General features: G+C 68.8%; 19 protein-coding genes. 10 read left to right on the top strand and 9 right to left on the bottom strand.

Features of this window, described 5'->3' with window-relative positions:
- Positions 1-29: 29 nt before the first annotated feature.
- Positions 30-749 carry a DUF4197 domain-containing protein gene (locus tag IFSED24_RS01285; protein ID WP_491333422.1) on the top strand — a complete coding sequence of 240 codons (720 nt, stop codon included), beginning with the start codon at positions 30-32 and terminating at the stop codon, positions 747-749.
- Here the strand turns inward: IFSED24_RS01285 and guaB are convergent.
- The 3 genes from guaB to udk are packed head-to-tail and all read right to left on the bottom strand — an operon-like array spanning position 746 to position 3,520.
- On the bottom strand, positions 746-2,236 hold the full coding sequence (gene guaB / locus IFSED24_RS01280; RefSeq protein WP_491333421.1) for an IMP dehydrogenase: 1,491 nt from the start codon (positions 2,234-2,236) through the stop codon (positions 746-748). The two genes, IFSED24_RS01285 and guaB, sit on opposite strands and share 4 nt — an antisense overlap.
- 31 nt (positions 2,237-2,267) lie before the next feature.
- Entirely contained in the window at positions 2,268-2,822 is a 555-nt protein-coding gene (hpt, locus tag IFSED24_RS01275) for a hypoxanthine phosphoribosyltransferase (RefSeq protein ID WP_491333420.1), read from the bottom strand.
- A 2-nt stretch (positions 2,823-2,824) separates the two neighbouring features.
- Positions 2,825-3,520, bottom strand: a complete 696-nt coding sequence (gene udk, locus IFSED24_RS01270; protein ID WP_491333419.1) for a uridine kinase — start codon at positions 3,518-3,520, stop codon at positions 2,825-2,827.
- Positions 3,521-3,659: 139 nt separating this feature from the next.
- Between udk and IFSED24_RS01265 the strand changes: the two genes are divergently transcribed.
- Together IFSED24_RS01265 and IFSED24_RS01260 are read left to right on the top strand one after the other, a co-directional pair.
- On the top strand, positions 3,660-4,940 hold the full coding sequence (locus IFSED24_RS01265) for a NupC/NupG family nucleoside CNT transporter (RefSeq protein ID WP_491333418.1): 1,281 nt from the start codon (positions 3,660-3,662) through the stop codon (positions 4,938-4,940).
- A gap of 32 nt (positions 4,941-4,972) precedes the next feature.
- On the top strand, positions 4,973-6,331 hold the full coding sequence (locus IFSED24_RS01260; RefSeq protein ID WP_491333417.1) for a sulfatase family protein: 1,359 nt from the start codon (positions 4,973-4,975) through the stop codon (positions 6,329-6,331).
- On the opposite strand, the gene IFSED24_RS01255 is transcribed toward IFSED24_RS01260, so the two are convergent.
- Positions 6,324-7,061: a phosphatase PAP2 family protein gene (locus IFSED24_RS01255; RefSeq protein WP_491333416.1), complete on the bottom strand. Its 738-nt coding sequence runs from the start codon at positions 7,059-7,061 to the stop codon at positions 6,324-6,326. The genes IFSED24_RS01260 and IFSED24_RS01255 overlap by 8 nt on opposite strands.
- Positions 7,062-7,218: 157 nt before the next feature.
- On the opposite strand from IFSED24_RS01255, the gene IFSED24_RS01250 reads away from it, so the two are divergent.
- A complete protein-coding gene (locus tag IFSED24_RS01250; protein WP_491333415.1) occupies positions 7,219-9,393 on the top strand; it encodes a FlgD immunoglobulin-like domain containing protein in 2,175 nt (724 codons plus the stop codon).
- A 211-nt stretch (positions 9,394-9,604) separates the two neighbouring features.
- A complete protein-coding gene (locus tag IFSED24_RS01245) occupies positions 9,605-10,933 on the top strand; it encodes a hypothetical protein (protein WP_491333414.1) in 1,329 nt (442 codons plus the stop codon).
- A gap of 69 nt (positions 10,934-11,002) precedes the next feature.
- Here IFSED24_RS01245 and IFSED24_RS01240 read toward each other — a convergent pair whose 3' ends face one another.
- The 4 genes from IFSED24_RS01240 to IFSED24_RS01225 are packed head-to-tail and all read right to left on the bottom strand — an operon-like array spanning position 11,003 to position 15,551.
- Positions 11,003-12,229: a cofactor-independent phosphoglycerate mutase gene (locus tag IFSED24_RS01240; protein WP_491333413.1), complete on the bottom strand. Its 1,227-nt coding sequence runs from the start codon at positions 12,227-12,229 to the stop codon at positions 11,003-11,005.
- A complete protein-coding gene (gene thrC / locus IFSED24_RS01235) occupies positions 12,226-13,587 on the bottom strand; it encodes a threonine synthase (protein WP_491333412.1) in 1,362 nt (453 codons plus the stop codon). The genes IFSED24_RS01240 and thrC overlap by 4 nt, the downstream gene beginning before the upstream one ends.
- Positions 13,584-15,062 (bottom strand): PLP-dependent transferase, encoded by a 1,479-nt coding sequence (locus IFSED24_RS01230; protein WP_491333411.1) that lies wholly within the window; start codon positions 15,060-15,062, stop codon positions 13,584-13,586. The genes thrC and IFSED24_RS01230 overlap by 4 nt, the downstream gene beginning before the upstream one ends.
- Before the next feature lie 15 nt (positions 15,063-15,077).
- Complete coding sequence (locus IFSED24_RS01225; protein WP_491333410.1) at positions 15,078-15,551, bottom strand: Lrp/AsnC family transcriptional regulator; 474 nt, start codon at positions 15,549-15,551, stop codon at positions 15,078-15,080.
- 266 nt (positions 15,552-15,817) lie between these two features.
- Here IFSED24_RS01225 and acpS point away from each other — a divergent pair, with 266 nt between their 5' ends.
- The 5 genes from acpS (at position 15,818) to IFSED24_RS01200 (ending at position 19,992) form a co-directional block, all read left to right on the top strand.
- Positions 15,818-16,267, top strand: coding sequence for a holo-ACP synthase (gene acpS, locus IFSED24_RS01220; protein WP_491333409.1), 450 nt, complete (start codon positions 15,818-15,820; stop codon positions 16,265-16,267).
- A gap of 82 nt (positions 16,268-16,349) precedes the next feature.
- Entirely contained in the window at positions 16,350-18,050 is a 1,701-nt protein-coding gene (gene acsA, locus IFSED24_RS01215; RefSeq protein ID WP_491333408.1) for an acetate--CoA ligase, read from the top strand.
- Positions 18,051-18,106: 56 nt separating this feature from the next.
- On the top strand, positions 18,107-18,358 hold the full coding sequence (locus IFSED24_RS01210; RefSeq protein WP_491333407.1) for a phosphopantetheine-binding protein: 252 nt from the start codon (positions 18,107-18,109) through the stop codon (positions 18,356-18,358).
- A gap of 22 nt (positions 18,359-18,380) precedes the next feature.
- Positions 18,381-19,628 carry a glycine C-acetyltransferase gene (gene kbl, locus IFSED24_RS01205; protein WP_491333406.1) on the top strand — a complete coding sequence of 416 codons (1,248 nt, stop codon included), beginning with the start codon at positions 18,381-18,383 and terminating at the stop codon, positions 19,626-19,628.
- Between the two features lie 58 nt (positions 19,629-19,686).
- Entirely contained in the window at positions 19,687-19,992 is a 306-nt protein-coding gene (locus tag IFSED24_RS01200) for a hypothetical protein (protein ID WP_491333405.1), read from the top strand.
- Positions 19,993-20,067: 75 nt separating this feature from the next.
- Here the strand turns inward: IFSED24_RS01200 and IFSED24_RS01195 are convergent, their stop codons facing one another.
- On the bottom strand, positions 20,068-21,918 hold the full coding sequence (locus IFSED24_RS01195; RefSeq protein WP_491333404.1) for a FlgD immunoglobulin-like domain containing protein: 1,851 nt from the start codon (positions 21,916-21,918) through the stop codon (positions 20,068-20,070).
- Between the last annotated feature and the right edge of the window lie 250 nt (positions 21,919-22,168).

Here is a 22,168-nt window from a genome sequence, read left to right as displayed (position 1 = left end):
CGACCCCTTCGCCCCGGAGGCCCCGCACCATGCGCCACTTCGCCCTGTTCGCCCTCGCCTGCACGCTGGTGCTCGCCGGCTGCGCCTCGGTCCAGGACCTCGACCTCGACGACCTGGCCGGCTCCTCCGGCGCCCTCGACGAGGCCACCGTCGCCGCCGGCCTCAAGGAGGCGCTCACCGTGGGCACCGAGCGCACGGTGCGGCAGGTGAGCCAGGCCGGCGGGTACCTCGACGACGCCTCCCTGCACATCCCGCTGCCCGAGGAAGTGGCCGGGATCGGCGACGCGCTGCGCGGCCTGGGCCTGGGCCACTATCCCGACGAGATCGAGATCGCCATGAACCGCGCGGCCGAGCAGGCCGCGAGCGAGGCCACCGCCGTGTTCGGCGACGCCATCGCCAAGCTGACCATCCCGCGCGCGCTGCAGATCCTGAAGGGGCCCGACACCGCCGCCACCGACTACTTCCACGAGCGCACCGGCCCGGCCCTCTCGCTGCGCTACCGGCCCATCATCGAGGAGAACCTGCGCCAGGTCGGCGGCTACGACACCTACCGCGACATGATCGAGAAGGTCCAGAAGGCGCCGTTCATCACGGTGCCCCAGCTCGACATCGTCGAGTACGTCAACGCGCAGGCGCTGGACGGCCTCTTCCGGGTGCTGGCCAGCGAGGAGAAACGGATCCGCGAGGACCCGCTCGCCCGGACCACCGCGCTGCTCCAGCAGGTCTTCGCGACCCGGCCGGCGCGCTAGCGCCCCTTGCCGTAGTTCGGCGCTTCCTTGGTGATGTGCACGTCGTGGGGATGCGACTCCTGGACCCCGGCCGCGGTGGTGCGCACCAGACGGGCGCGCGCGTGCAGCTCGGCGATGGTCTGGCAGCCGCTGTAGCCCATGCCCGAGCGCAGGCCGCCCACCATCTGGTAGAGGATGTCGCCGGCGCGGCCCTTGTAGGGCACGCGGCCCTCGATGCCCTCGGGCACCAGCTTGGCGGCGTCCTCGACGTCGCCCTGGAAGTAGCGGTCCTTGCTGCCCTTCTGCATGGCCGCCAGCGAGCCCATGCCCCGGTAGGTCTTGTAGACCCGGCCCTCGAACAGGACCTTCTCGCCGGGAGACTCGTCGGTGCCGGCGAGCAGGCCGCCCATCATGACGCAGTCGGCGCCCACGGCGATGGCCTTGACCGCATCGCCGCTGTAGCGGACGCCGCCGTCGGCCACCAGCGGGATCTTCGCCGGACGGGCCACCGCGGCCACGTCCATGATGGCCGTGATCTGGGGCACGCCCACGCCGGCCACCACCCGCGTGGTGCAGATCGATCCCGGCCCGATGCCCACCTTCAGCGCGTCCACTCCGACGTCGACCAGCGCGCGGGCGGCCTCGCCGGTGGCGATGTTGCCCGCCATGACCTGCTGGTCGGGATAGGTCTCCTTGAGCGTGCGCACGGTGTCGATGACGTTCTTCGAGTGGCCGTGGGCGGTGTCGACGCAGAGCAGGTCGACTCCGGCCTCCACGAGCAGTTCGGCGCGCAGGAGCGTCTCGGCGCCCACGCCCACCGCGGCGGCCACACGCAGCCGGCCGAGGTGATCCTTGCTGGCCAGCGGGTAGTCGAGCTTCTTCTGGATGTCCTTGACCGTGATCAGGCCGCGCAGCTCACCCGCCTTGTTGACCACCAGCAGCTTCTCGATGCGGTGCGCGTGGAGCTTCTCGGCGGCCTGCTCGAGGGTGGTGCCCTCGGGCACGGTGACCAGGTTCTCGCTGGTCATGACCTCGTGCACCGGCCGCGTCGTGTCGCGGACGAAGCGCAGGTCGCGGTTGGTGAGGATGCCCACCAGCTTCTCGCCGCGGGTGATGGGCACGCCCGAGATCTTGTAGTGCGCCATCAGGCCCATGGCATCGGCGATGGGTTCGTCGGGGCCCATGGTGATGGGCCTGGTGATCATCCCCGACTCGCTGCGCTTGACCCGCTCGACCTCGCCCGCCTGCTGCCGCGGCTCGAGGTTCTTGTGGATCACGCCGATCCCGCCGGCGCGGGCCATGGCGATGGCCATGTCCGATTCGGTGACCGTGTCCATGGCCGCCGAGAGGAAGGGGATGTGCAGGCTGATGGCGCGGGTGAGGTTGGTGGTGGTGTCGATCTCCGATGGCACGACCTCGCTGTAGGCGGGCACCAGCAGCACGTCGTCGAAGGTCAGTCCCTCGCGGAAGCCGCCGCTGGCGGCCGTCTGATCGTTGCTCGTGTCCATCCGTCTCACCTTCGCGTTGAAACCCGTGTCGCTAGCCCTTCAGAACGCCGATGAACGGTAGGTTCCGGTGCTTCTCCTCGTAATCCAGGCCGTAGCCCACTACGAACTCCTTGGGGATCTCGAACCCCCGATAATCCACATGCACATCCTTCTGACGAGCCGCGGTCTTGTCGAGCAGGGCGCAGATGCGGACGCTGCGTGGCGAGCGGGTGCTCAGCAGCTCGACGAGGTGGCTGAGGGTCAGGCCGCTGTCGACGATATCCTCGACGATGATGATGTCGCGGTCGGTGATGTTGGTGCGCAGGTCCTTCTCGATCTTCACCACGCCGGTGGACTGGGTCCCGCCCTCGTAGCTGGAGACCGCCATGAAGTCCACCTCGTGGTCGATCCCGATGCAGCGCGTCAGGTCGGCGAGGAAGACGTAGGCTCCCTTGAGGATGCAGACCAGGATCGGCACCGAGCCCTGGTAATCGCGGGTGATCTCGTTGCCGAGTTCCTGGATGCGCAGGCCCAGCTCCTCGGAGCCGATGAGGATGCGGTCCAGGAGCTTGGTGCGGCGCAGATAATCCTGATCGTCGAAGGTCACGGCTAGTCTCCATTCGCTCCCGCGGCGGAGGTCGGGCGATTCTCGCGCCATTGCCGCCGCATCTGGATGATCTCGTTGATCTTGCTGGTGATCAGGTCGATGGCGACCTGGTTGTGCCCGCCCTCGGGGATGATCAGGTGCGCGTGCCGCTTGCTGGGCTCGACGAACTGCAGATGCATGGGCCGGACCACGCCGCGGTACTGCGCGAGCACCGAGTCGAGGGAGCGCCCACGGTCGAGGATGTCGCGCTTGAGTCGCCGGGCCAGCCGTTCGTCGGCGTCGACGTCGACGTAGAGCCGGATGTCCATGAGCTCGCGCAGCTGCTCGTGTTCCAGCACCAGGATCCCCTCGACGAACACGATGTCCGCCGGTTCGACCCGCTTCGTCGCCCCGGTACGGCTGTGGGTGGCGTAGTCGTAGATCGGAACGTGCACCACCTCGCCGGCGCGCAGCGCGGCCAGATGGCGGACCAGCAGGTCGGTCTCGAAGGCGTCGGGATGGTCGTAGTTGATGCGCGCCCGATCGGCCGGGGCGAGGTGCGAGTTGTCGCGATAATAGGAATCGTGGTGCAAGACGGCCACCGTACGTCCCGGGGCCTTCTCGCGTACGCGCACCGCCACGGTGGTCTTGCCGGAGCCTGAGCCTCCGGCTACCCCGATGATGACCGGGGGCAACGGCTGTGTGTGCTGGTGCGGCATGGCCGAAATCTATCCGGGAGGTGCCTCCGTGTCAACGATCCCCGGCGATGGGGCACGATCCGGGGTGGCGCCGGGACCGGTCCGGCCCTTAAGATTGGCGCCACTGTCTGCTCCCTCAAGCCGCCGGAGGCCGCCGCACGTGACCGCCAACCTCATCTCGCTCCTGGGCATCGTGGTCCTGCTAGGGCTGGCCTGGATCCTCAGCAGCAACCGCCGGGCCTTCCCCCGCCGGACGGTCCTCTGGGGCCTCGGGCTGCAGTTCGTCTTCGCCCTGGTCCTGCTGCGCACCGGCTGGGGCCAGGCCGCCTTCCAGGGGCTCCGCGGCGCCGTGGTCCAGCTCCTGGCGTTCACCGACCCCGGCGCTGAGTTCGTCTTCGGGCCACTGTTCCGCACGGCGCCCCAGTACGTCGAGCATCTGGGACCGGGCAAGAGCTGGTGGCAGGCCGTCGACCCCGCCACGGGCGGCCCCGTGACCCTGGGCATCGTGTTCGCCATCCACGTCCTGCCCATCATCATCTTCTTCTGCAGCCTCATGGCCATCCTCTACCACCTGGGCGTGATGCAGCGGCTGATCCAGGGCGTGGCCTGGATCATGCGCAAGACCATGAAGACCAGCGGCGCCGAGACCCTGTCGGTGGCCGCCAACATCTTCGTGGGCCAGACCGAGGCGCCGGTGGTGATCCGGCCCTACCTGCGGGGTCTGACCATGAGCGAGCTGATGGCCGTGATGGTGGGCGGCTTCGCCACCGTGGCGGGCAGCGTCATGGCGGCCTATGTGCGCTTCGGCGTGGACGCCGGGCACCTGCTCACCGCCAGCGTGCTCTCGGCGCCGGCGGCGCTGGTCATGGCCAAGATCATCCTGCCGGAAACCGAACGCTCGGAGACGGCCGACGACGCCTCGGTCAGCTTCGAGAAGGAACACGCCAACGTGCTCGAGGCCGCCGCGGCCGGCGCCACCGACGGCGTCAAGCTGGCCCTGAACGTGGGCGGCATGCTCATCGCCTTCATCGCGCTGGTGGCCATGGTCAACTTCGCGCTGGGCTGGGTGGGCACCTCGCTGCAGGAGATCTTCGGCTGGGTGTTCTCGCCGCTGGCCTGGACCATGGGTGTGCCCTGGGACGAGGCCCGCACCTTCGGCAACCTGCTGGGCACCAAGCTCGCGATCAACGAGTTCGTGGGCTACATCGAGCTGATGCAGGCCCAGCACGACGGCTCGCTCTCGCCGCGGAGCGTGGTCCTGGGCACCTACGCGCTCTGCGGCTTCGCCAACTTCTCGAGCCTGGCGATCCAGATCGGCGGCATCGGCGCCATGGCCCCCGAACGCCGGGCCGACCTGGCGCGCCTGGGTTTGAAGGCCATGTTCGCCGGGGCGTTTGCGTCGTGGCTGACGGCATGTATGGTAGGGGTGCTGCTGACCTAGACCGACACCCGACCGCGAAAGGACCGAGACCCTTGCGCTCCCCGCTGATCACCGGCATCGCCCTGTGCACCACCCTGGCCCTGGCCCTGCTGCCCGGCTGCGGTCAGCCCGATCCGCCGCTCAACCTGGTCATCGTCCTGGTGGACACTCTCCGGGCCGACCACCTCCAGCACCACGGCTATCAACGCCAGACCTCGCCGCGCATCGCCGCCGAGGCCGCGCGCGGCCAGGTCTTCCTGCAGCATTTCTCCACCGCCTCGCGCACTGGCCCCTCGGTGGCCAGCATCTTCACCGGCCTGTTCCCCCGCAGCCACGGCGTGGTCAACCCGCTCAACAAGATCGACGCCAAGGGTCTTTTGGTCGAGGCCCAGACCACGCTGGCCGAGATCCTGGCACTCCAGGGCTATCGTTGCTACGGCTACACCGCCAACCTCAACGTGGGCCCGCGCTTCGGCTTCGCCCAGGGCTTCACGGACTATGAGCTCTGCCGCACCGGCAAGGCGCCCGAACTGCGCCAGCGCGCGTTCGAGGTGATCGACGGCGCCGGCGCCGAGCCGTTCTTCCTCTACCTGCACTACATGGAGCCACACAGCTCGTACGCCGCGCCGCCGGCATACCGCCAGCTCTACGTCGACCCGGATTATGCCGGCGTGTTCGACGGTTCGCACCAGCAGCTCAACGACATCGTCGGCAACAAGCTCCAGCCCAGCGCGGCCGACGGCGCCCACCTCGAGGCGCTCTACGACCAGGAGATCCGCTACATCGACGACGAGTTCGGGCTGCTCATGGACCACCTCGCTGCGAGCGGGCGGCTCGAGAACACGCTGGTGGTGTTCATCGCCGACCACGGCGAGGAGTTCCTCGAGCACGGGTCGGCACTCCATGGGTACACGCTCTACGAGGACCAGCTGCACGTGCCGTTCTTCGTGCTCGACCCGCGCCGGCCCGAGCCCGGCCGCCACGAGACCATCACCCGCCACGTCGACGTCCTGCCCACCCTGCTCGACCTGCTCCACATCCCGTACGACGGGCTGGTGCAGGGACGGTCGCTGGTGCCGTTGATCGACGGCGACAACGAAACGCTCCCCGACGGCGAGGTCCTGGCCGAAGCCAGCCTCAAGGCGGTCAAGACCGTGCGCAAGCGGTCGCTGCGCGCGGGCGACTGGAAGATCATCGAGGGGCTTCTGAATCCCCGCACCCTCGAGCTCTACAACCTGGCCGACGACCCCGGCGAGCAGGTCGACCTGCTGGAGAGCCGGCCCGACATGGCGCAGAAGCTGCGCCTGCGGCTCGACGAGATGATGGACGCCCTGCCCGAGGCCGCCACCGTCACCACGCCGCTCACCGACGAGGAGCGCCGCAAGCTGCGGTCGCTGGGGTACGTCAAGTAGCGCCGATCCGGTGCTGCAGCCAGCGCGCGGCCAGCCAGCAGGTGGCCGCCCAGGCGGCTCCAGCCGCCCAGCCCGCCGCCACGTCCGTGGGCCAGTGCACCCCGAGGTAGATCCGGCTCACACCCACCAGGACCACCAGGAGCATCGCCACGAGCATGAGGTAGATCCGCTGTCGCCGGCTGTCCTGCAACCGCGCCAGCAAGGCGCCGAGGGTGAGATAGACCACGGCCGACATCATGGAGTGGCCGCTGGGGAAGCTGGACTGGTAGGCCCGCATGCCGTGGGCGACGAGGTCGGGACGGGGGCGGTCGAAGCCGAGCTTGAGCAGGGCGCTCATCGCGGCCCCGCCGGCCACGGCCACGAGCACGAAGAGGGCGAGGCTGCGCCGGCGGGCGATCAGCAGGTAGCCGCAGACTGCCGCCGTGACCAGGGACACCACCCCCAGGCCGCCCAGCGCGGTGACGTCGCGGACGAGTTCCTCGAACCAGGCCGGACCGATGGGGTCGTCCGGGGCGCCGGGCGTGCGCAACGCCAGCAGCAGCGTCTCGTCCAGCCAGCGCCATTCGCCCTCGAGCACCTCCTCGGCGATCTCCACGAAGCCCATCAGGCCCAGACCGAGCAGGGCCAGGGCGAGCAGCGTGGTGGCGTCGCGGCGCCTGATCCAGCGGATGAGCGGCCATTCGCGCCAGGACGGTCGGTCATGACGGATCGGTTCCTGCTGCCTCGTCACTGCGCGCCAACCTCCTGGCTACCGGCCCGGGCTCCAGGCTACCCCGTCGGCACCGTGCTGGAAAGCCAAACTCGGGCTCACGCGGATATGCTATGATCCCCTTGATCCGGCCACCGGCACCGAGCTGCCGGGGCGTTCCGCCGAAGAGGGGGTCCTCATGTCCGCCATCGCCCGATTCCTCACGATGCCGGCGCTGCTCGGCCTCGCCCTGGTCCTGCCCGCAGCCGCCGAATGCACCGACTGGGACCAGGTCCTGCCCCTGGTGGGCTCCGCCGACGGGGCCACCAACCTCCAGCGCGTCGCCGTGACAGGCTCCTGGGCGTTGGCCATCGACGAGACCGGCTACGTGCAGCGGGCCCTGCTCGTCTACTCCCTCCACGACCCCGAGGCCCCCGAGCTGGTCAACTCGCTGCCCTTGCCCGACTGGACCGGCGTGATTGTCTGCCGCGGCGACCTGGCGTTCCTCGCCGGCCGCGGCACGCTGGGCGCCTACGACATCAGTTCGCCCGCCACTCCGCAGCTGATCAGCCAGATCGCCGTGCCCGGCGAGGTCTGCGACCTCGACCTCGACGGCAACCTCTGCGCGCTCGCGGCCGACGAGGCGGGCCTGGTCCTGATCGACGTGTCCGACCCCCAGTTCCTGACGATCCGCGGCAGCTTCGTGCCGCCCTCGTGGCAGGGGGATTCCCGGGGCGTCGACCTGCGGGGCGACCGCGTCCTTTTGAGCCTGGACGACGTCAACGACGGCTATCTCTACTGGTGTGACGTCAGCGACCCCGCGGCGCCCACGGTCCTCCAGTCGCTCCTGTTCGATCGGATGATTCAACAGGTGCAGCTGCTCGACGACGGCCTGGCGCTGGCCACCTCTCACTCGACCCTGCACACCCTCGCGGTGAGCGACACCGAGCCCATCACGCTCCTCGGCAGCAGCTACGCGGCCGGCCTCCGCCTGCTGCGCTTCGACAATCTCGCCCTCAGCATGTACAGCCACGACGGCGACGCCCTGCTCATGGACCTCACCGATCCGGTGGCACCCCGCTGGCTCGCGCCCCTAGAGTCCTTCGCCTTCGACGCCGTCCGCAAATCCCAGTACCTGGTCCTGGCGCGCGGCCCCGCCGGCCTCGGCGTGGCGCGGATCACGGACCCCGACGCGGTTCCCATCCTGGGCGTCGAGCCCACACCCATGCCCAGCGCCCAGCTCTTCGTCACCGACGATCCCGACCTCGTCCTCGCGCTCGATCCCACCAACGACCGCGTGAGCCTCCTCGACGTGAGCGCTCCGGACCAGCCGACGGTCCGCAGCACGCTGCCCCTCGAGGGTCCATCCTGGGCCGCCATCCAGGGCTCGCAGGCCGTGGTCCTGGCCGAAGACGGCGCGCAGCTGCTCTATCTCGCTTACCCCGACAACATCGCCACCATGGGCCCGGTCGCCCTGCCCGCAAACACCGAACGGGTCACCTGGACCGGCGACCTCTACTACGTCGCCGCCGGCGCCGACGGCCTGGTGATCATGGACGCCACCGTGCCGCGGCAGCCCGTGGAGCTGGGCCGCCTGAACACCAGCGGGTCGGTGCGCAACACGGTCCTCACGGCCGGCGTGGCCGTGATCGGCGACAACGCGTCCGGCATCCGGACCGTCGACGTGAGCGACCCGACCGCGCCGGTGGAACTGGGCCACGTCAGCGGCGTGCACGGCGATCTCCTGATCGCCCGCGGCCAGCGGTGCTTCACCGGCGGCTGGCTGGCCGACGTCGTGGCGGAGGTGGACGTCACCGACCCGACCGCCCCCGTCGTCGCGGCCACGATCCCGTTGCCCGCCAGGCCCGACGGCATCCTCCTGAACGGCGACCTCCTCTGGGCGGTCAGCTACGCCGGCGTCGACGTCTTCGACATCGCCGATCCCGGCTCACCCGCTCCGGTCGACCACCTCGGCGGCCGCCCGCGGGCGTACGGCCTGGCGCCGGTGGCCGATGGGGTGGCCACCTGCCTTTGGCAGTTCGTGACCCTCCGACCGCCATGCATCACCCTGACCGCGGTCACCGGGCCCACCCCGACCCCCGACCCGTTCCTCGCCGCGGCGCCCAACCCCTGCAATCCCCTCACCCGCCTCTCCTTCACCCTGCCCCGTGCCGGCACCTGCCGGCTCGATATCCACGACCTGGCCGGCCGCCGCCTCCGCACCCTGTGGCGCGGCCACCTCGACGCCGGCCCGCACTCCTTCGCCTGGGACGGCCGCGACGGCTCGCGGCGGCTCGCCGCGAGCGGCGTCTACGTGGCCAGGCTGGCCGCCGCCGGGCTCACGGCCACCACGCGGGTGGTACTCGTCCGGTGAGCTGAGCGCACCTGCTTCCAGACCCGAACTTTCCGGTCCCCTCTGCCGGCTCGGTCGCGATGTCCGATCATTGTGGATTATTGTGGTCTTGTTTACAGTGTTCCATCATCTCGTCCCAGGCTCGCCCCGCATCGGATGCCGCACAGCAGGGAACGCGCGGGCCCACCACCGAGCCGAAGCTCGTCCGACCCGAACCAGGGAGCGCCCGTCCATGAGGACCACGCCCAAGATCCTGTGCCTGCTCGTCGGCCTGACCATCCTGGCGAGCTGCTCTAGCGACTCGCCCACGGGACCGTCCGGCCCCGAGTCGGACAAAGCCGATGACACGGTGATCAACGAGTACATCGTCCGCTACCTCGGCCGGAACTACGACGCATCCGCCGACGCCACCACCTTCCGCTACACGATCCACGGCCGCGGCGTCGGGCCGTCGCTCGACCGCTTCGCCATCGAGCTTGCCGACTGCCTGCCCGCACTGGCCTCCTGGTCGCCCGGCGACGGCGTTTCCTACGACCCGGAGAACCCCGTCACGATCGCCTGGTCCCTCCCGATCGAACCCTATGCAGCCAGCGGCAACCAGTACGCGATCACCCTGCCCGGCGACATCCCGGAGGGTACGGTCCCGGGCACAGTGGAGGCTGGCGGCGGCAGCCAGGTCCGCGCGATCCCCGGTCCCGCCTGTCCCGAGTACGAGATCGCCGGCGCCGTCTTCATCGACGCCGACGAGGAGGGCGACCGCGATCCCGACGAGCTGGGCATCGCCGACGTGGCGGTGGAACTGGTGCATCCGGACCAGACGGTGACCGTGCTCGTGACCGACACGGACGGCAACTTCAGCACCCTCGTCGGCGAGGGCGCCTACACGCTGCGCATCGACCTCGAGGCCTACCCCGAGGCCTTCAACGCCCAGCTCGCCGCCTCGTTCGATGCGACCCTGCCCCTGGAGATCGCGGTCACCGTGGGGCCCGACGCCACCGACAACCTATTCGGCTTCGCGCCGCGCACCGACCAGATCATCGCGGAGCTGGAGTCGGGCGAACTGGCCAGCAACGGCTGGAGCGCCAAGTTCTGGCGACAGCAGATCGAGTGGGCCCTCGCCGATCCCGACCACCCGGAGGCGGAATTCGACCGGGAGGAGCTCGAAGCCTTCCTGGCTCAGATCCAGGAGCTCTATCTGACGGAGATCTTCCAGTTCACGCCGGGCAACGAGCTCCAGGACGCGTACGACATCCTCGAGCGGCAGGTCCTGACTCCCGGTGATGCCCAGTCGCTGCAGAGGAGCCTGGCCCGGCAGCTCCTGGCCACCGAGTTCAACGAGGTCAGCGGTCGCGGCCTGGTGGACGACCCAGAACTCCAGGGCGTGCTCCTGGCCTGGGGCGAGACGGTCTGGGTGGAGAACCAGGAACTCCTGCGCCGGCTGGCCATCGGCCACGTTCAGGATCCGGAGGAGGTCTGGGCGGCCCTCAACGAGCTCATCCCGCCGGCGCTGCAGATCTTCACCCTGATCAACACCGGCGGCGGCGGTGGTGTCGACGAGTAGCGGCGGGACCTGGCCTTGACACGAGAGGCGCTCCCTCCGGAGCGCCTCTCTTCGTTCGCGGGTCGGATGTCAAGCTCCGATCGCCAGCCTGAAGAACCGGTCCCCCTCGAGCAGACCCAGCGCTCCCGCCCGTACCGCCTCCTCGTCGTAGCGCTCCACGGCGTCGGCCGCCACTCCCGGCGTCCAGATCGCCACCGGCACCGGATCGCTGGCGTGCGCCCCGGTCTCCACCGGCGTCGGGTGATCGGGCAGCACCGCCACGGTGGCCGCCAGCCCGCGCGCCGCGATGCCCTCGAGGATCGGCCGCGTGAGGCGTTCGTCCAGGTACTCGATGCAGCGGATCTTCAGCGCGAGGTTGCGCTCGTGCCCCGCCTCGTCGGTGGCCTCGACGTGGACGTAGACCACGTCGTGACGTTCGAGCGCCGCCAGCGCCGCCGCGGCCTTGCCCTCGTAGTTGGTGTCGTGCAGGCCGGTGGCGCCCTCGACCAGGATCTTCTCCATCCCGGCGTACACCCCCAACCCCTGCACCAGGTCCACCGCCGAGATCACCGCGCCCGACTTGCCGTACAGTTCCTGCAGGGTCTGCATGGTGGGCCGCTTGCCCGGCGACCACACCCACATGGCGTTGGCGGGGTCCTGGCCGCGCTCGCGGCGGGCGCGGTTGACGGGATGGTCGGCGAGCAGTTCGCGGGCCGCGCGGTGGAGCTCGATGAGCCGGGCGACCGTCTCGGCGGCGCCGTCGTTCCTCGCGGTCGGCAGGAGGTCCGCCTCGCGCTCGCCCACGTGGTCGTGCGGCGGCGCGCAGTCGAAGTCCGCCGAGGCCCAGCCGCCGGGCAGCGCCAGCACGTGGCGGAAGCTCACGCCCGGATGGAACTTCGCGGGGCGGTCGCCCCGGGCGTCGCCCAGCTCGCGGTCGAGGTCCGCGATGAGTTGGTGCGATTCGGCGGTGGAGATGTGCCCGGCCGAGTGGTTCTTGATGGTGCCGTCGTCGTTGATGCAGAGCAGGTTGCAGCGCATGGCCACGTCCTGCGGACCCAGGTCCACGCCCATGCTGGCGGCCTCGAGGGTGCCGCGGCCCGAGAAGCACACGCGCGGGTCGTAGCCCAGCACCGAGAGGTTGGCCACCGCCGAGCCGTTGGGCATGCCGTCGGGGATGGTCTTGAACAGGCCGCAGCGTCCCTCGCGCGCGATGCGATCGATGTGCGGCTTCTTCGCCACCATCAGCGGCGTCTTGCCGTCGAGCGCGGCCACCGGGTGGTCCGACATCCCATCGCCCAGGATGATCAGCGACTTCATGCCCCGTACTCCTGCTGCAGGTGGTTCTTGAAGGCGTCGTAGTCCACGTCGAGGTGTCCGAAGCTCTCCGGGCGGTCGTCGAGTCCCTGGAGGCTGGGCGGCAGGGCCGGATCGACCCCGGTGATGGCCTGGACCTCCTCGGGGAACTTGGCCGGGTGCGCGGTCTCCAGCGAGATGGCCGTGGTCTCGTGGTGCTCGGGATGGTCGGCCAGGAACCTGGTGAGGCCGGCCCAGCCCACCGCGCCGTGGGGTTCGAGGACCGTGCCGTGGTCGCGGTGGACGCGGCCGATGGTCCGGCGGGTCTCCTCGTCGTCGATGCTCACGGCGAAGAAGTCGCGCCGGATCGCCGCCATGTCGGGCACGGCGGCCATGGCGCCGGTCTCGTCCATGCGACCGCCGTAGAGCGCCACCAGCCGCGCCAGGTTGGACGGGTGCCCCACGTTCATGGCGTTGGAGATGCAGACGCGCGAGGGCTCGATCTTGTGGTACTCGCCGGTGGCCACGAAGCGCGGCACCTCGTCGTTGGCGTTGGTGGCCACCACGAAGCGCGCCACCGGCAGGCCGCCCTTGCAGGCGAGGATCCCGCCCATGAGATCGCCGAAGTTGCCCGAGGGCACGGCGAAGACCACCTGCTCGCCGGATGCGAGGTCGGCCAGCCGGGCCGCGGCGTGCACGTAGTACACCGACTGCGGCAGGAGCCGGCCGATGTTGATCGAGTTGGCCGACGAGAGGTTGAGGCCGGCGAGGTCGGCATCGGCGAAGGCGCGCTTCACGAGCGCCTGGCAGTCGTCGAACTTCCCCTCCACCGAGATGGTCGCCACGTTGTCGCCGAGCGTGGTCATCTGCTTGCGCTGGCGGTCGGAGACCTCGGTGCGCGGGAACAGCACCAGCACGCGGATCCCGGCCACGCCGAGGAACGCGTGGGCCACGGCCGACCCGGTGTCGCCCGAGGTGGCGGTCAGGATGAGCAGTTCCTGGCCGCGGTCGCGGACGAGCTTGCCCAGGGCGCGGCCCATGAAGCGCGCGGCGAAGTCCTTGAACGAGGCGGTGGGACCCTGGTCGAGGCGCAGCACGTGCTGCCGGCCGGTGACGTGCTCCAGGGGCACCGGGAAGTCGTAGGCGTCGTGGCAGATCGCGGCCAGTTCCGCCGGCGTGAACACGCCCTCGGCGTAGGGCGCGAGCATGGCCGCGGCCAGTTCGGGATAGGGCAGATCGCGGGCGCGGGCCAGCAGCGCGGGGTCGAGGCGCGGGATCTCCCGCGGCAGGAACAGCCCCCGATCGCCGGCCTGCCCCTGCAGGAGAGCCTGGGCCAGGTCGACCTCGCCGACCCGGCCGTTGGTGCTGTAATACGCGGTCATGACTCTTCCCTGGCGATGGACGCGCTGGAGGCGCCGCCGGTGGAGAATTCGTAGGGCACCTGGACCGCGATCTTGCCGCCGATCGCCTGCAGCGCCTGGTCGAGGTCGGCGATGACGTCGTCGGGATGCTCGCCGCCCACGCAGAGCCGCACCATGTTGGGCGGGATCGCCGCCATGCTGCGTCCCTCCTCGCCCTGCTGCGAGTGGGTGCTGATGGCCGGGATGGTGGCCACCGACTTGACCCGGCCGAGATCGGTGGCGCGCCAGATCCGTTGCAGGCCGTCGAACATGTCGCGCGCAGCCTGGGCGCCGCCGGCCACGTTGAACGACATCAGGTGTCCGTAGCGGTTCACCGGCTCACCGTACTGCGCGTCGTGCTCGGCGTCCGCCAGCCACAGGTACTTGGCGGCCAGCTCGTGCAGCGGATGGTCCGCCAGACCGAGGTAGTTCACCGTCTCCACCTTCGGGTGGCCGTTCAGGAATTCGGCCACCGCCATGGTGTTGCGGCTGAACATGTCCATCTTCGAGCGCAGGGTGCGCATGTCGTTGAGCGAGAGGATGGCGTTCATGGGCGAGAGGTTCTGCCCGTTGTCGCGGTTGGGCAGGGTCTTGAGGTACATGGCGAAGTTGGCCTTCATCTCGTCCGAGCCGAACTTGCTCGTGATGTTGGCCCGGCTGATCACCGCGCCGGCGATGCCGAAGCCCGACGAGGTCAGCGTCTTGGTCACCGACTGGACGACGATGTCGGCGCCGCGGGCCAGCGGTCGCAGCAGCGCCGGCGAACCCACGGTGTTGTCGATGATCACCGGCACGCCGTGGCCGTGGGCCAGCGCGATCACCGCGTCGAGGTCGAAGAACGCCTGGCCGGGATTGGACGGCAGCTCGCCGTAGACGAAGCGGGTGTTCGCGTCGATCTTGCTCGCCCACTCGTCGAGGTCGGCCGAGTTGATGATCCACCGCACCTCGATGCCCCGCTCCTTGGCCTTGCGCTCGGCGAACTGCTGGAAGGTGCCGCCGTAGACCTGGCAGGTGGTGACGAAGTTGATCTTCTGGCCGGGCTTGGCGGGATCGACCGCCAGGAACGGGTCGGTGGCCGAGGCGATGGCGGCCATGCCCGAGCTGGTGGCGCAGCAGGCGGTGTCGATGTCCGCGCCGTAGCCCTCGAGCAGCGCCATGGTCTGCTCGAAGTAGTACATGGACGGGTTGCCGATGCGCGAGTAGCACCAGGTGGGGATCTGGTAGGAGAGCGCCGCCTCCATCTCGTCGCTGTCGCGGTAGCCCTGGGACGAGCACATGTACATGGGCTCGATGATGGCGCCCTGGTTGAAGTTCAGCGCCTCGTTCATGCTATAGAGGCCGTGCACCGCGATGGTGTCGAAGCGGCAGTTCTTGATCGCGGCCAGATCGGCCGCCCGGCGCGCAGCGGCCTGCTCGGCCAGGGCGATGTACTTGTCGACTCCGGTACGTGTCAGCATGGGGCACCTCGCGGGTTAGTCTTCCGACAGCAATGGTTCCAGCGAATAGCCGCGGTCCTCCTTGACCGTGGAGAGGACCAGGAAGGTCTCCTGCTTCTCGACCCCGCCGATGGCGCCGAGCCGGTGCTTGACCAGCTGGCTCAGGTGGTCGATGTCGCGGGCGACGACGTGCAGCATGTAGTCGTAGCGGCCGGCCACGTGGTAGCACGCCACGACCTCGGGGATCTCGGCCACCCCCGACTCGAAGATGTCGATGCCCGAGACCTGGTGGCGGTCGAGCACGACCATCACCTGGGCCTGGATCTGATAGCCGAGCTGCTGGGGATCGAGCACCGCGCGGTAGCCGCGGATGACGCCGCGGTCCTCCAGGCGACGCACTCGCTCGAGCATGGACGACGGCGCCAGATCGTTGAGCCGGGCCAGTTCCACGTTGGTGGTCCGCCCCTGTTCCTGGAGCGTGGCGAGGATCTTCAGGTCGGTGGGATTCATGCGAATGCTCCTGTCTCTATCCGGCATAGTGACAAATCCCAGACCTGCAGTCTACTATTAATTCGCTTTTTTAGCCACAATGCCGCTTCTTATTCGGTAGATGTGTCTGTTTCCCGGACATGATACCGAGCAGCACTTTCAATGGAGCACCGCCCCATGCCTGTGCGCTACCCACACCGCGAGCTTGCCCCTGGCCGGCCCTTTCGGCGCAAGGCCCTTGACGCGCCGCCCGGCGGTCCGGTAGCATGCCGGGCCGAGGTTTGATCGTGGCTGTATCTCCATGCAAACAAACCAACAAGACTCTTTCTGGCCGCGATCGCTCGCCGCGGTCCGCGGGCCGGCTCCTCGGCCTCGGCACCGACCTCTGCGCCGTGCCGCGCCTCGCTCGCCAGATCGCCCGGCCGGAGGCAGGATTCCTCGCGGCGGTGTTCCGGCCAGAAGAGATCGCACGGTGCACGGCGCACCGGCACCCCGAACGCGCCTTCGCCGCGTGCTTCGCGGCCAAGGAAGCGGTGGTCAAGGCCCTCGCCGAGGCGAAGCAGCCGGGCACGTACTGGCAGGAGATCGAGATCGGAGACGACGGTGACGGCCGGCCGGCCGTGACCTTGCACGGCAGGATCGCGGGCCTGGCGCGAGCGCTGGGCGTGCGCCGGATCCTGCTGTCTCATGCGCACTGCCGCGATTACGCCACGGCATGCGCCATCGCGTCGGGCTAGCGGCCTGCCAAACGGTCGCCGCCCGACCTCAACCCGAGTCGCCTGGGGCCGCCCGGGCCCCCATCCGGAGGTCGAGAGAATCGTGACCCCCACCTACGAGGAACGCTGCCAGGGCTTCGAGTGGTCGCTGGTGGAGAAGGAACTGGGCTACACGCCCGGTCAGCCGCTCAACATCGGCTGGTACTGCTCCGACCGCATCTGCGAACTGGGCCACGCCCAGAAGCCCGCGCTCATCTGGGAAGACAACGCCGGCAACGAACGCACCTACACCTTCGACGACATCCGGGTGCACTCCGACGCCATCGCCGCCCACCTGCTCTCGCTGGGCCTGAAGCCCGGCGACCGCATCTGCCTGTTCATGGACCGCCTCGCCGAGCTGTACATCGGCTTCCTCGGCGTGCTCAAGATGGGCGGGATCGTGCAGCCCCTGTTCTCGGCCTTCGGCGAGGACTCGCTGTGGACGCGCCTCGACAACGCCGAGACCAACGCCGTGATCACGCAGATGAAGCACGTGCGCAAGGTCCGGCGCATCCGCGAGAAGCTGCCGTCGCTGCGCAACATCGTGGTGGTCGACGGCCAGGACAAGCCGCTCAAGGAGCTCGAGTCGCCCATGTCCATGCACGACCTGGAGCGGCCCACCGACTTCCAGGTGGCCCGGACCGGCCCCGAGGACTTCTCGGTCCTGCACTACACCTCGGGCACCACGGGCCAGCCCAAGGGCGCGCAGCACGTCCAATATTCGCTCATCTCGCAGTACATCACCGCCAAGTGGGTTCTCGACCTGCAGCCCGACGACATCTACTGGTGCAACGCCGACCCCGGCTGGGTCACCGGCACCAGCTACGGCATCATCGGGCCGTGGGCCAACGGCGTCACCCAGGTGGTGCTCGACGCCGGCTTCAACAGCGAGGCCTGGTACCGCTTCATGGCCAAGCACAAGGTCACCGTCTGGTACTCGGCCCCCACGGCGATCCGCCTCTTGATGCGCGACGGCGAGGAATTGGTGGGCAAGTACGACCTCTCCGCCCTGCGCCACCTCTGCTCGGTGGGCGAGCCGCTCAATGCCGAGGCCGTGATCTGGTCGGAGAAGACCTACGGCAAGCCGTTCCACGACACCTTCTGGCAGACCGAGACCGGCTGCATGGTCATCACCAACTTCCCGGGCATGAAGGTCAAGCCGGGCAGCATGGGCAAGCCGTTCCCCGGCATCACCGCGGGGATCGTCGACCCGCGCAGCGGCGAACAGATCACCGAGCCCGGCAAGGTGGGCGTGATCGCACTGCGCCCCGGCTGGCCCTCGCAGATCCGCGGCTACCGCAACAACGAGGCGGGCTACCAGAAGAAATTCGTGGGTGGCTGGTACCTCTGCGGCGACCAGGGCAGCGTCGACCCCGACGGCTACTTCTGGTTCAGCGGCCGCGACGACGACGTCATCAACACCGGCGGGCACCTGGTGGGCCCGTTCGAGATCGAGTCGGCGCTGCTCGAGCACGAGGCCGTGGCCGAGTCGGCCGCCGTGGCCACCCCCGACAAGGTGAACATGGAGGTGGTCAAGGCGTTCGTGACCCTGAAGCCGGGCTACGAGCCCAGCGACGACCTCGATCTCGAGATCATGAACTTCATCCGCAAGAAGCTCTCGCCGCTGGCCATGCCCCAGCAGATCGAGTTCGTGGATTCGCTGCCCAAGACCCGCAGCGGCAAGATCATCCGCCGCATCCTGCGCGCGCAGGAGTTCGGCGAGGATCTGGGCGACGTCTCCACCCTCATGAGCGACGACGACTAGACACGACCATCACCCGGCCGGGCCCGCGGGCCCGGCCCAACCACGGGAGACCGCACATGGACGAGCAGAAGAAGATGATCCTGGACTACGTGATCCGCGAATACGTCGAGGAAGACGACGACATCGAGGTCGATCTGGACACCGAGCTGATCTCCGGCGGTATCGTCGACTCGTTCTCCATGGTGTCGCTCAAGCGCTTCCTCGAGAAGAAGTACGACATCCAGATCCCCGACGCCGACGCCTCCCCCGAGGCCTTCGACAGCGTGAACAAGATCTCGGCGCTGGTCGACCGCTTCCGCAACGCCTGACCGAACGCAGCAAGGGGTTATCATGGTCTATTCCGCTGAAATCCGCGCGGCGTACCAGGCCGAACTGGACACGCTGAAGGAGCAGGGCCTCTTCAAGGAAGAGCGCTACATCCACGGTCCGCAGGAGGCCGACATCCACGTCGAGTTCCCCGCGGGCGCCGATGACAAGCCGGTCATCAATTTCTGCGCCAACAACTACCTGGGTCTCAGCAACCACCCCGAGGTGGTGGCCGCCGCCCGCCAGGGCCTCGACGATCACGGCTACGGCATGTCGTCGGTCCGCTTCATCTGCGGTACCCAGGACATCCACCGGACTCTCGAGGCGCGGCTCACCGAGTTCCTGGGCACCGAGGACACCATCCTCTTCCCCTCGTGCATGGACGCCAACGCCGGCGTCTTCGAGGCCGTGCTCGGCGCCGACGACGTGATGATCGCCGACCGCCTGGTCCACGCCTCGATCATCGACGGCATGCGGCTGTGCTCGGCCATGCGCGACTCCTACAAGCACTCGGACATGGGCCACCTGGAGTCCAAGCTCCAGGAGCACCAGGACCGGCGCGTGCGCATGATCATCACCGACGGCGTCTTCTCCATGGACGGCGACCTCGCCAAGCTCGACGAGATCGTGGCCCTGGCCAGGAAGTACGACGCCATGGTCTTCGTCGACGACTCGCACGCCTCGGGCTTCATCGGCAAGACCGGCCGCGGCGTCCACGAGCATTGCGGAGTCATGGGCGAGATTGACATCGTCACCACCACGCTGGGCAAGGGCCTGGGCGGCGCCTCGGGCGGCTGCGTCTCCGGGCGCAAGGAACTGGTGGCCATGTGCCGGCAGAAGGCCCGGCCCTACCTGTTCTCCAACACGGTGGCGCCCCCGATCGTGGCCGGCGCGCTCAAGGTGCTGGATCTGATCATGGACAACACCGAGCGCCGCGACACCCTGGAGTGGAACACCAGCTACTGGCGCGAGGGCCTCAGCAAGATCGGGCTCGACCTCAAGCAGGGCGACAGCCCCATCGTGCCGGTGATGCTCTACAACGCCAAGCTGGCCCAGGACATGGCCCGCGACATGTACGCCGAGGGCATCTACGTGGTGGGCTTCTTCTTCCCGGTGGTGCCCAACGGCGCCGCGCGGATCCGGACCCAGATCTCGGCCGCGCACACCAAGGAGCACCTGGACCGCGGGATCGAGGCCTTCCGCAAGGTCGGCGAGAAGTATGGGATCCTCGGCCTGGGCAAGAAGGAGATCATCGCCAAGTACGGGAAGTGATCCGGGACCGGAGACGTTCCGCACCGCCGCGGCCCGACCGCGAAAGGACGGCGAGACCATGACCAATCCACGCACCATCGAGGTGGCCCTGCCGGACTGCCTCCAGATGAACGAGGACGACATCGGCGTCCTGCGGACCACCTTCGAGACCATCATCACCCTGGCCTCGGGCGGCTGCGGCGGTGCCGAACAGCACCTCGCCCGCATGCGGCAGGAGGAATGGGCGGTGAACTGGGGGCTGACCTGGATCGCGCGCGCGCGGCGAGGGTCTGCCTACGAGGAGGCCATCGGCGGGACCAAGCAGGAGGTCCTGACGCAGCTGGGCCGCCTGACCAGCCTGCACGAGGTGGAGGGCACGCCCTAGCGCGTCCTTCTTCACCGACGAGAAACGGCCCGGGTCTCGCTCGAGACCCGGGCCGCTCCGTCTCCGACCCCGCGATCAGCGGACCAGGACCATCTTCCCGGCCTGCTCCTGCCCGGCGCTGCGCACGCGGTACAGGTAGGTGCCGGTGGGCAGGTCGCGGCCGCCGTCATCGCGGCCGTCCCAGGCCAGCCGGTGCTCGCCGGCGGCCTGCAGCCCCGCCTCGAGCCGGCGCACCCGCCGCCCGAGCAGGTCGTAGACCGCCACCTCCACCGGCGCGGCGCTGCCGAGGCGGTAGACGATGTCGGTCTGTGGGTTGAACGGGTTGGGCACGTTGCCCAGCAGGACCAGCGGCTGCGGCGTGGCCCCGCCGGCGCCGGTGGTCCCGGGCGCGAGCCACTCGATGATCCGCTGCATCACAACGCCGCGGTCGTCGGCGTTGTCGATGGCCTCGTAGCCGAAGGCGAAGTAGACCACCTTGTACACCCCGGTGTCCGCCTTGATGGCGCCGTTGCGGCTGGCGTCGTAAGTGAAGACCACCGAGGCGTCGGCGCCGCGCGGGTCGATGTCGCTGGGATACTCCTGGTTGTCGGCGCCGTCGCCGCCTGAGATCCGCAACGTCAGGCCGTCGCCGATGGGATCCTCGGGCACACCGTTGAGCACCAGCATGTTGGTGTCGTCGCCGATATAGCTGGCGTGCAGGTACTGCTGATACCAGGCGATGGCGGCGCCGCCCTGGTCGTTCATCTCCCAGCCGATGTCCTGGCCGGTGATGAAGAGGCTGCCGCCGCCGTCGAGGTACGCCGCCAGCGCGGCGCGGTCGTCGGCATCGACGGTGGGGAACGCCCAGCCGCACTGCCAGACGACCACGTCGAAGTTCTCGAGGACCGCGCTGGTCACGCCGGTGGCGTTGCGGTCCCAGATGGCGTAGCTCTTGCCGGTGAGGTCGAGCGCCGGCGCGAAGTACTCGGTCTCGTAGTCGAACGCGCCGTCGTCGTCCACCAGCAGGACCTCGGTGTCTGAAGTGATCAGCGAGTAGACCAGGTGCTTGTCGGCGACCTCGCCGCTCTCGGAGTGGAACACCAGCGTGACCGTGCCCTGGCCGGCGCCGCCGGGCGTGATGGTCACCGCCATGCCCAGCGGCTCGCCGGGCACCAGGGTCATGTTGAAGCTGGTGTAGTCGTCGCTGCCGATGCGGAACGAGGCGTCCCAGCCATCGGGCAACTGGCTCAGGTCCAGGCTCACGGTGACGTCGTCGACCTCGGTGCCGTGGTTGAAGACCTTGGCCTCGCCGTAGGTGTGCGCCCCGTCGGCGATGACCGAGCGCTCGCCCAGCGCGTAGTAGCGCAGCGAATAGGGCGGCGTGGGCCGGCTGTTGCACGACTGGAGGACGTCCTTGGTGGTGTCGTCCTGGGTCCAGGCGATCAGGCGCAGGTTGTCGGTGTTCCAGCTCGGATCCAGGGGGAAGGTCTCGTCGACGAGCTGGGATTCGAACGCTTCGTCGATGGTCAGCGGGATCGTGGGCAGGATGTCGCGCAGGACGTTGTCGTACACCTCGCTCCCGTAGCTCAGGCCGTCCTCGACGATGGCGATCCGGATGACCGTGTGGGAGATATCGGCCAGGTCCTGGACGAGGCCGAGGTTGAGTTCGATGAATCCATCGGTGGCGCCGAACCCATGGTCGTAGATCTCCATGCGCAGCGGCGTGGGATCGTCCAGCATGCTCTGGACGATGGGATCGTACTGGCTGCCGTCCACCGCATCCGGGCCGGCGCCCACCACCATGGTGGTCCCGTTGAAGAGGAGGTGCGGATAGCCGTTGTTGCCGTAGAAGGCGATGCGGGCATCGCTGTCGGGGCAGCTGATGCCGCCAGAGGAGGCGTAGTAGCCGACGTTCTCGAACTCGTTACTGTCGTATCGGTCCAGCATGACCGCCAGACCCGCGTAAGCACGCGGACAGTAGCTTCACCAGGTGGCCGTGCCGAACTCGACGAAGACCGAGCGAGGCAGCTGGGCCGCGGCCGGTACGGCCACGAGCAGGATCAGAAGACAGAAGATCAACTTGCGGGCGGGAATCATGGGTGGATCCTCCGGGGAGGGCTGGCAGGCTACGGCCACGCGCTGCGTGACCAGGACCTCCCTAGCATACCAGCTCCAGGAGGCGAGCAGGGGATTTTAC

The sequence above is a fragment of the Candidatus Latescibacter sp. IFSED24 genome (genome assembly GCF_058273205.1).
Note: the sequence above shows the minus strand (reverse complement) of the source record. Positions and strands in the feature narration are given on the sequence as shown.